This window comes from Clostridioides sp. ZZV14-6009 (assembly GCF_020658095.1).
Lineage (GTDB): Bacteria > Bacillota > Clostridia > Peptostreptococcales > Peptostreptococcaceae > Clostridioides.
Genome location: NZ_JAGWDG010000034.1, coordinates 1 through 8,194, shown reverse-complemented (window position 1 = coordinate 8,194; position 8,194 = coordinate 1). Strand labels below are relative to the sequence as shown.

The following is an 8,194-nucleotide window of genomic DNA, read 5'->3' as shown; positions in this document are numbered from 1 at the left end:
AATTGGTATCTGTCATATAATGTTTTTGTTATTGCTGCTGTTAATGTAGTTTTACCGTGGTCAACGTGTCCTATTGTCCCTATATTAACATGAGGTTTTGTTCTTTCGTATTTAGCTTTAGCCATTTTGAATTTCCTCCCTTATCTTTCGATATAAATTAATTTTGCTCACAATAAGCTTATGGTAAGTATTTTACTATTAATCATTTCTGTTTTCAAGATGTTTTTCTAATTTTCTCTTAACCCTTTGTAAAGCGTTATCTATTGACTTTACATCTCTTTTAAGTTTGTCCGCTATGAACTGGTATGACTTTCCATTCAAATACAATTCTAGGACTTCTAATTCCAAGTCGCTTAATAATTCGTTCATCTTTGATTCTATATTTTTTAATTCTTCTTTACTAATTATAAGTTCTTCTGGATCTGTTACTATACTTGTAGCTATTATATCTAAAAGTGTTCTGTCTGACTCTTCATCATATATTGGTTTATTCAAAGAAACATATGAATTTAAAGGTATATGTTTTTGTCTTGTTGCAGTTTTTATAGCAGTTATTATTTGTCTTGTTATACATATCTCTGCAAAACATTTAAATGAATTTGTCTTACTTCCATCAAAATCTCTAACTGCCTTATAAAGGCCTATCATTCCTTCTTGTATTATATCTTCTTTATCTGCTCCAATTAAAAAATATGACTTTGCTTTTGCCTTTACAAAATTTCTGTATTTGGTAATAATATACTCTAGTGCTATCTTATCCCCTTCACTTGCTTTTAATACAATGTTATACTCATCTTGCTGACAATTGTCTATTAACTCATAACTTTTTTCTTTTGCTACCAACATGTAAATCTCCCCCATATATAAAACAAATTTATAGGTATATTATAGTCTAAAGAACCTAGTAATTTCAACGCTTTCTACGAATGTTCTCAAGTTTCGACAATGTTTCTTCATCTAACCTCTCCTCCAACCAATTTCGCTGAATTTTTTTCCTTAAACCGCTATTTTTTTCCTTCATTTTATTCTTGGAACGATCTAATTCTAACTTTAATTCTCTAGCAGACATTCTCATAGCACCTTTTCCTAAAATCATTTGTTGCTCTGCATAGTCATTAGTAGCTACTTTTACATCATCATATTTTGATAGAGAAGTTATAAATTTTTCTATATAACTATCTGCTGTTTGGTGCTCTCTTGTATAAACTATTGTTATGTGTTTTCTTTTTTCAACTTTTTCTCGGGAATTCTTAACATTATAAGCATCAAAAACTATTATAGTCTTATATCCCATAAACTCAGAGAATTCTATAATATCATCAATAAGTTTTTCTCGAGAATCTTCTAAATCCTCTTTAGCCAGTTCTTTTAAATTATCCCACGCATTTATAATATTATAGCCATCTATTATTAAGTAGTGATTTATGTTTCTTCTCATACTTATTTACTTTTTATCCAGTCTTTGTCTGAATATTTCATATAAAAGTATACCACCTGCTACAGATGCATTTAAAGATGTAACATTACCTATCATGGGCATTTTTACTATAAAGTCACAGTTTTGTTTAACCAATCTAGATATTCCAAAACCTTCACTTCCAATTACTACACCTAGAGGTCCTGTAAGATTTTGTTTATAAAAAGTTTCTCCATCCATATCAGCAGCTGCAATCCACAGCCCCTCATCCTTCAGTCTTTTTATTGTATTGACTATATTGGTTACCTTACAAACTGGCATATACTCTACAGCTCCAGCAGAAGCTTTTGTAACTACAGGAGTTATGTGCACAGACCTTCTTTTTGGGATAATAACTCCATGTGCTCCTACTGCATCTGCTGTCCTTATTATTGAACCTAGATTATGTGGGTCTGTTATTTCATCTAGTATAATAAAAAATGGGTCTTCATTTTTACTTTTTACTGAGTCTATTAACTCATCTAATTCATAATACTTATATTCACTTGCATAAGCTATTACACCTTGATGAGAATGACTTGTGCTTACTTCATCTAACTTATGTTTATCAACATATTGTATAATTATATTCTTTTCTTTTGCCATTCCTATTATTTTCTTAATTGAACCTTCTTTAGCTGAGTTTGCAATTAATATTTTATCTATCTCTCTATCACTCTTTATAGCTTCTATTACAGGATTTCTTCCTTCAATACTTGCCAAACTATTCACCACCTACAAGGATTTAAATTTTTCTCTAACTTGAACTATGTCACCACAAGTCATAGTTCCTTCTGGACAACTTCCATTTACACAGCTTGGACCAGTCTTTTTAAATAATATAGGAGCAACTTTTTTAACTTCTCTTAACATTTCTACAGCTAAGTTTCTTATTTCCCATTGTGCTCTTTCACAACATCTATGTTCAAAGAAATTAAATAAACTTCTAGCGTTTATAGTAAATACCATTTTTGTTTCACATGCATTTGGAAATACATATCTAGCATCCTCTATTGCTTTTTTCTCAGCTTGTCTCTTTGCTGTTTTCTCATTTTTTCCTTCTTTTATTAAGTCATTATAATGCTTATCAAATAATATCTCCACTAATTTGTCATAATCCTCTTGGTCCTTTTTCATTGAGTTGACAAATAACTCTTTTGCTTTTTCTATTTTTTCTATTTCAGGAGGAATTATGTACTCAAATTGGTCTAGTTTAACATATCTTTGACTTTGTTGTGAAAAACTAGCTATACGATGTCTAACAATTTGATGCGAACAAGCTCTTGAAATACCTTCTATTGAAAACGTAAAAGATGCATGCTCTAATATTGAACCATGCCCTATATTTAATAACATATTTAAAAATTTTTCTATACTTTCTTCTGTTAAGTCTTTTTCTATTTCGTCTGTCCCAACTGGTGAATAGCATAATTTAGCTGCCATAGCTATTACTTTTTCGGGTTCAGGTGTATGTGATATTAATTTTACTTTCATAAATTTTCGTCCTTTCTTATTACTAATTTCTATATATTTATTATACATTAGTTATAAAAAAAGTGTTGCCTTATTAATTATTATTAAGACAACACTCTTTAATATTTACATATCTCTTTCAATAATTTTGATTCCTTTATTGATAATATATTGAAGTCTCTCTATTTCATTATTCAAATACAAATATCCAACTAATGCTTCAAATCCAGTTGCATGTTTATAGTCTATAATATCTGCATTTTTAGGAGAAGTGTTTGATTTTTGATTTCTTCCCCTTTTATAAATTTTACTCTCTTCCTCTGTTAATTCACTTTCGATTTCATGAATTATTGACGCTTGAGCTTTAGCTTTTACATACTTTATGGCTAACTTATGCAAATCATTAACTTTTCGCTGTGTATTTTGTCTAATCAAGTGTTCTCTTATATATGTCTCATACACTGTATCACCTAAATATGCTAAAACTAGTGGTGACATAGTAACTAATTCAGTTTTTTCCATTTTTATACCCTTTTCCACTTAACACCTTGTCTTGTGTCTTCTAGTACTATTCCCATATCTAATAATTGTTGTCTTATATCATCTGCTAATTGGAATTCTTTATTTTTCTTTGCGTCAGTTCTCTTTTGTATTAATTCTTCAATGTCTTTATCTAACACAGTATCCTTTTTCTTATTTACAATATTTAATACTCCTGTAAGCTCATTAAATTCATCTAAACATTTCTTAGCTAACTCTAAAGAAGAGTTTTCGTCTACATTAGAATTTATCAACTTAGCCAACTCAAATATAATACTTACTGCATCTGCTGTATTAACATCATCATCCATAGCATCTATAAATCTTTGTCTAAAATTATCTAATTCTTTAACAAGTTCTACTTCTTTTTCTGTTAGAGATGATTCTTTTAAATTACTTAATGTAAACTCTAATTTTTCTTTAGTATTATATAATCTTTCAAGACCAGCTTTAGCTTGGTTTAACATTTCATCACTAAAGTTTACTGGATTTCTATAATGTGCCGATAACATGAAAAATCTCACTATTTCTAAATCATATAGCTTTGATATATCTCTTACTGTAAAGAAATTACCTTTTGATTTACTCATTTTTTCATCATTTATATTTATATATCCATTATGCATCCAATATTTCGAGAATGTTTTTCCACTTCTAGCTTCACTTTGTGCTATTTCGTTTTCATGGTGTGGGAATGTTAAATCTTGACCACCTGCATGTATATCAATTGTCTCACCTAAGTATCTCTTAGACATAACAGAACATTCTATATGCCATCCTGGTCTACCTTCTCCCCAAGGACTCTCCCATCCTGGCTCTCCTTCTTTTTTTGCTTTCCAAAGAACAAAGTCCATAGGATGTCTTTTTTGGTCATTAACTTCAATTCTAGCTCCAGCCTCTAAATCTTCTTGTTTTTGGCCTGAAAGTTTTCCATATCCTTCAAATTTATTTGTATCAAAATAGACATCCCCATTTACTGCATATGCATATCCTTTATCTTCTAATTCTTTTATAAAATCTATAATTTGTTGTATATTATCTGTAACTTGAGGATGAACAGTAGCTCTCTTAATTCCTAATCCATCACAATCTACAAAATACTCTTTTATGTATTTAGTAGCAACTTCTTCTGGAGATATTCCTTCTTCGTGGCTTCTATTTATAATCTTATCATCAACATCTGTAAAGTTTTGTACATAAGTTACGTCATATCCTCTATACTCTAAATACCTTCTTAGAGTATCAAATATTATAAATGGTCTTGCATTACCTATGTGGATATAGTTATAAACTGTTGGACCACACACATACATTTTTACCTTTCCTTCTTCTAATGGAACAAATTCTTCTTTTGCTCTAGTTAATGTATTATAAACTTTCACACTCATCACCTCACTGTATTTTTATAAATTATTTTCTTAACATCATATATTATATTATAGTTGAAAATTGCAATAAATAATAGTACTACTATCATTTTTCATACTATCCTTCAAATTACATAATAATATTATCACTATTTTCTATTGTTCCTCTAAAAATATCTTTTTTTGAGAAGAGCACTTTTCAAAAGTCTCTTCTGTAATCATTTTTTCGTCTTTTAACTTTTCTAAAATTGTAACATATTCTAAGCATAGCTCCTTTAATTCCTTTTTAACATCATCAATATTACTATACATAGTAATTACCCCCTTAATAATTAAATCAAACTAAAATAATAGATTACCTTCTTCTATGCTTAATATTTTTATTAGTTTATTATTTATATTTTTGCTTTGCTTTTTATATATTAAATTTATTGACCTAAATACCTTCATTTTGTTAGCCATATATTTTCACCAAATACTAACACAAAAAAAGTCCGCATCTAAATTAGCGGACTTTTATGACTATAATATATGATTTTTTACATAAGCTATTCTATTTAAGCAAGTTTCTTTTCCTAAAACTTCCATTACTTTTGGTAAATCTGGGCCATGCATTTGTCCTGTCAAAATTATTCTTGAGCCCATAAATAAATTTTTTCCTTTTATTTTATACTCTTTTTGTATCTCTTTAAGCATTGCTTGACCAAACTCAGCATTTAATATTTCTGCTTTTTCTATTTTTTCTTGTAAGGCATCTATTAAAGTAGGTATGTGTTCTAATTTTAAGAAGTCACTTCCTTCTTCAGTTTCTACCTCTACCTTATCTCCAAAGAATATACTCGCATGCTCAGTAACTTCTTTTACATATTGTAATTTTTCTTTAAGCACTGATATCATACTCTTTAAAAATTCATACTTACTAGTAGCTTCTGCTTCTGTTATAAATCCATCTTCTATTAAGAACGGTATAGCTAAATCCGTTAAGTAAGCATCATCACCATCTTTTATATAATGTTGATTAACCCAGTTTAACTTTTCAGTATCGAATACTCCTCCACTTTTAGATACTCTTTCCACAGAGAAAGCTTTTTCTAATTCTTCCATTGTAAATAACTCTTGATTATCTTCTGGAGACCAACCAACTAGTGCTACATAGTTTACTAATCCTTCTGGTAAATATCCTTTTTTCTTAAAATCTTCAACTGCTACATCACCTTGTCTCTTACTCAATTTTTTCTTTTCTTTATTAAGTATATTTGGTAAATGTACGAATACTGGTGCTTCCCATCCAAATGCTTCATATAAATAAACATGCTTTGGAGTAGATGATACCCACTCTTCGCCTCTTATAACATGTGTAATTTTCATTAAATAATCATCTACCACTACTGCAAAATGATAAGTTGGGAATCCATCTGTTTTCATTAAAACTTGGTCATCTAAATCATTAGTATTGAATTCCATGTCTCCTCTAACTAAATCTGTAAACTTAATTATATGATTTTCTGGTAATTTTAATCTTATAACATATGGTACTCCTGCTTTTATATTAGCTTCTATCTCTTCTTTAGAAAGTTTTTTGCAGTGACCATCATATTTAGCAGTTTCTCCTGCTGCCTTTTGAGCATCTCTTACTTCATCTAATCTTTCCTTTGTGCAGAAACAGTAGTAAGCCTTTCCACTATCTAAAAGTTGTTTTATATATTCTTGATATATATCTAATCTTTGAGATTGAATATATGGTCCATATTCTCCTTTTTGTATTACTTTTCCATTATCATCTAATATAACACCCTCATCATGATTAACACCAGCCCATTTCATAGCATTAAGCATATTCTCTATAGCACCTTCTACTAATCTACTTTGGTCTGTATCTTCTACTCTTAATATATATTCTCCGCCCATTTTTTTTGCAAATAAATAGTTATATAAAGCAGTTCTTAAACTACCTATATGTACAAATCCTGTTGGACTTGGTGCAAATCTTACTCTTACATTCATTTTTACTTCCTCCTGATATTTTATTCAATATAACTATAATATTAAACTAGTACATTGTTTTGCAAGTTTATTTTTAATCAAACTTAATAATAATATCCTTTTTATTTAAAAATACACATGTTTATTATATCAGAAAATACTAGGTTTAATTTCATAAATCTTTCTTTTAATCATTTTCTAAAAATTAAAGGTATCATTTATAACTATTCATAAATGTTTATTCTGAACCTCCCATAACTAAAGTCACAGGGTTCCTGCTTCATAGAATTTTGCATACTAAAATATGTCTTACCAATTCTCCACAGGCTATCCCCGTAGTTCCTACGGTTCTTACATAAGTTATCTATTTTAAACTGTTATTAGTCTTAATCCTTCTTTTAGTATATTTATACTTGCATTTATATCTCTATCGTGAGTTACATTACAACAAGGACAAATCCATTCTCTTATATTTAAATTCTTAATTTCCTCATTTTTGTACCCACATTTATTGCATATTTGTGAACTTGCAAAGAATTTACCTACCTTTACAATTTGTCTGCCATACCAATTAGCCTTGTATTCTAATTGACGAACAAATTCTGACCATGACACATCAGAAATTAAACGAGATAGTTTACGATTTCTAGTCATATTCTTTACTTGTAAATCTTCTATTTCTTTAAAGAATTTTTTATATGCGTTTTCTAACTCTTTTAAGGTGTTTTATAGTGAAAATTTGTCAGGTTCTTTAAGCCACTCTAATTCTTTTTTTAAATTAGTCAAATCAGAACTGCACTGCTTATAAGTAAAAGTTTCTTTATAGTTTTCATAAACTTCTATTCTTTTAGCAAGATATTTATTATATACAAATCTACAACATCCAAAAGTTTTGTTAATTAACTCTTGCTGTTTTTTATTTGGATACATTCTAAACTTATAAGCTTTTTCCACTATTACCACCTCACTTTACTTGTTTTTTCTGATTATATTAATTAAATCTTCTTCAATTTCATTTGTTAATACTGGATGTCTATATTTTACACACCATACTATATGGTACTAAATATACATATCCTCGAGTCACTTCCATTTTTCATCACTCATCATAATATTAACATGTGTAATTATTTAAAATAAGTTTTTTAAAGGTTTTTATATTTGTTTTTAAATAACATATATAAGAACCGCAAATCTTAACTTTTATCATTTTTGAGGTTGTCGTTCACATAAGTTCACTACTACCTATGCAGTTCTCTTATGAATTTTTTCTACTTTCATAACTTTCACACTTAGGTTTTATTTCATCCTTATGTTTTAGTTTGGTTAGCTTTAGGGGTTTCCAGCAATTCAAGTAGTATTGGATAGGTTCTAT

At 28.9% G+C, this 8,194-nt stretch carries 10 protein-coding genes and 1 pseudogene; all 11 read right to left on the bottom strand.

The window, feature by feature from the left end; all coding sequences use genetic code 11:
• Nucleotides 1-125 (bottom strand): GTP-binding protein (locus KGF36_RS19720; RefSeq protein WP_227850930.1); only part of this gene is annotated, 125 nt, incomplete at its 3' end.
• Between the two features lie 73 nt (nucleotides 126-198).
• The gene (sigH, locus tag KGF36_RS19715) at nucleotides 199-846 is read right to left on the bottom strand and encodes an RNA polymerase sporulation sigma factor SigH (protein ID WP_227437057.1); all 648 of its coding nucleotides are present in this window, start codon (nucleotides 844-846) and stop codon (nucleotides 199-201) included.
• Nucleotides 847-910: 64 nt separating this feature from the next.
• Nucleotides 911-1,438: an NYN domain-containing protein gene (locus KGF36_RS19710; RefSeq protein ID WP_227437059.1), complete on the bottom strand. Its 528-nt coding sequence runs from the start codon at nucleotides 1,436-1,438 to the stop codon at nucleotides 911-913.
• Between the two features lie 6 nt (nucleotides 1,439-1,444).
• Entirely contained in the window at nucleotides 1,445-2,179 is a 735-nt protein-coding gene (gene rlmB, locus KGF36_RS19705) for a 23S rRNA (guanosine(2251)-2'-O)-methyltransferase RlmB (protein WP_227830460.1), read from the bottom strand.
• 12 nt (nucleotides 2,180-2,191) lie between these two features.
• Nucleotides 2,192-2,950 carry an FAD-dependent thymidylate synthase gene (thyX, locus tag KGF36_RS19700; protein WP_227841314.1) on the bottom strand — a complete coding sequence of 253 codons (759 nt, stop codon included), beginning with the start codon at nucleotides 2,948-2,950 and terminating at the stop codon, nucleotides 2,192-2,194.
• 105 nt (nucleotides 2,951-3,055) lie between these two features.
• On the bottom strand, nucleotides 3,056-3,451 hold the full coding sequence (locus tag KGF36_RS19695) for a ribonuclease III domain-containing protein (RefSeq protein ID WP_227830458.1): 396 nt from the start codon (nucleotides 3,449-3,451) through the stop codon (nucleotides 3,056-3,058).
• Nucleotides 3,452-3,453: 2 nt separating this feature from the next.
• The gene (cysS, locus tag KGF36_RS19690; RefSeq protein ID WP_227483629.1) at nucleotides 3,454-4,851 is read right to left on the bottom strand and encodes a cysteine--tRNA ligase; all 1,398 of its coding nucleotides are present in this window, start codon (nucleotides 4,849-4,851) and stop codon (nucleotides 3,454-3,456) included.
• 141 nt (nucleotides 4,852-4,992) lie between these two features.
• Nucleotides 4,993-5,148, bottom strand: a complete 156-nt coding sequence (locus tag KGF36_RS19685; RefSeq protein ID WP_003421202.1) for a hypothetical protein — start codon at nucleotides 5,146-5,148, stop codon at nucleotides 4,993-4,995.
• A 210-nt stretch (nucleotides 5,149-5,358) separates the two neighbouring features.
• Nucleotides 5,359-6,840: a glutamate--tRNA ligase gene (gltX, locus tag KGF36_RS19680; protein ID WP_227842892.1), complete on the bottom strand. Its 1,482-nt coding sequence runs from the start codon at nucleotides 6,838-6,840 to the stop codon at nucleotides 5,359-5,361.
• A gap of 348 nt (nucleotides 6,841-7,188) precedes the next feature.
• Nucleotides 7,189-7,782 (bottom strand): annotated as a pseudogene (locus KGF36_RS19675) (RNA-guided endonuclease TnpB family protein).
• Between the two features lie 6 nt (nucleotides 7,783-7,788).
• Complete coding sequence (locus KGF36_RS20560) at nucleotides 7,789-7,875, bottom strand: transposase (protein WP_227830501.1); 87 nt, start codon at nucleotides 7,873-7,875, stop codon at nucleotides 7,789-7,791.
• Nucleotides 7,876-8,194: the final 319 nt, after the last annotated feature.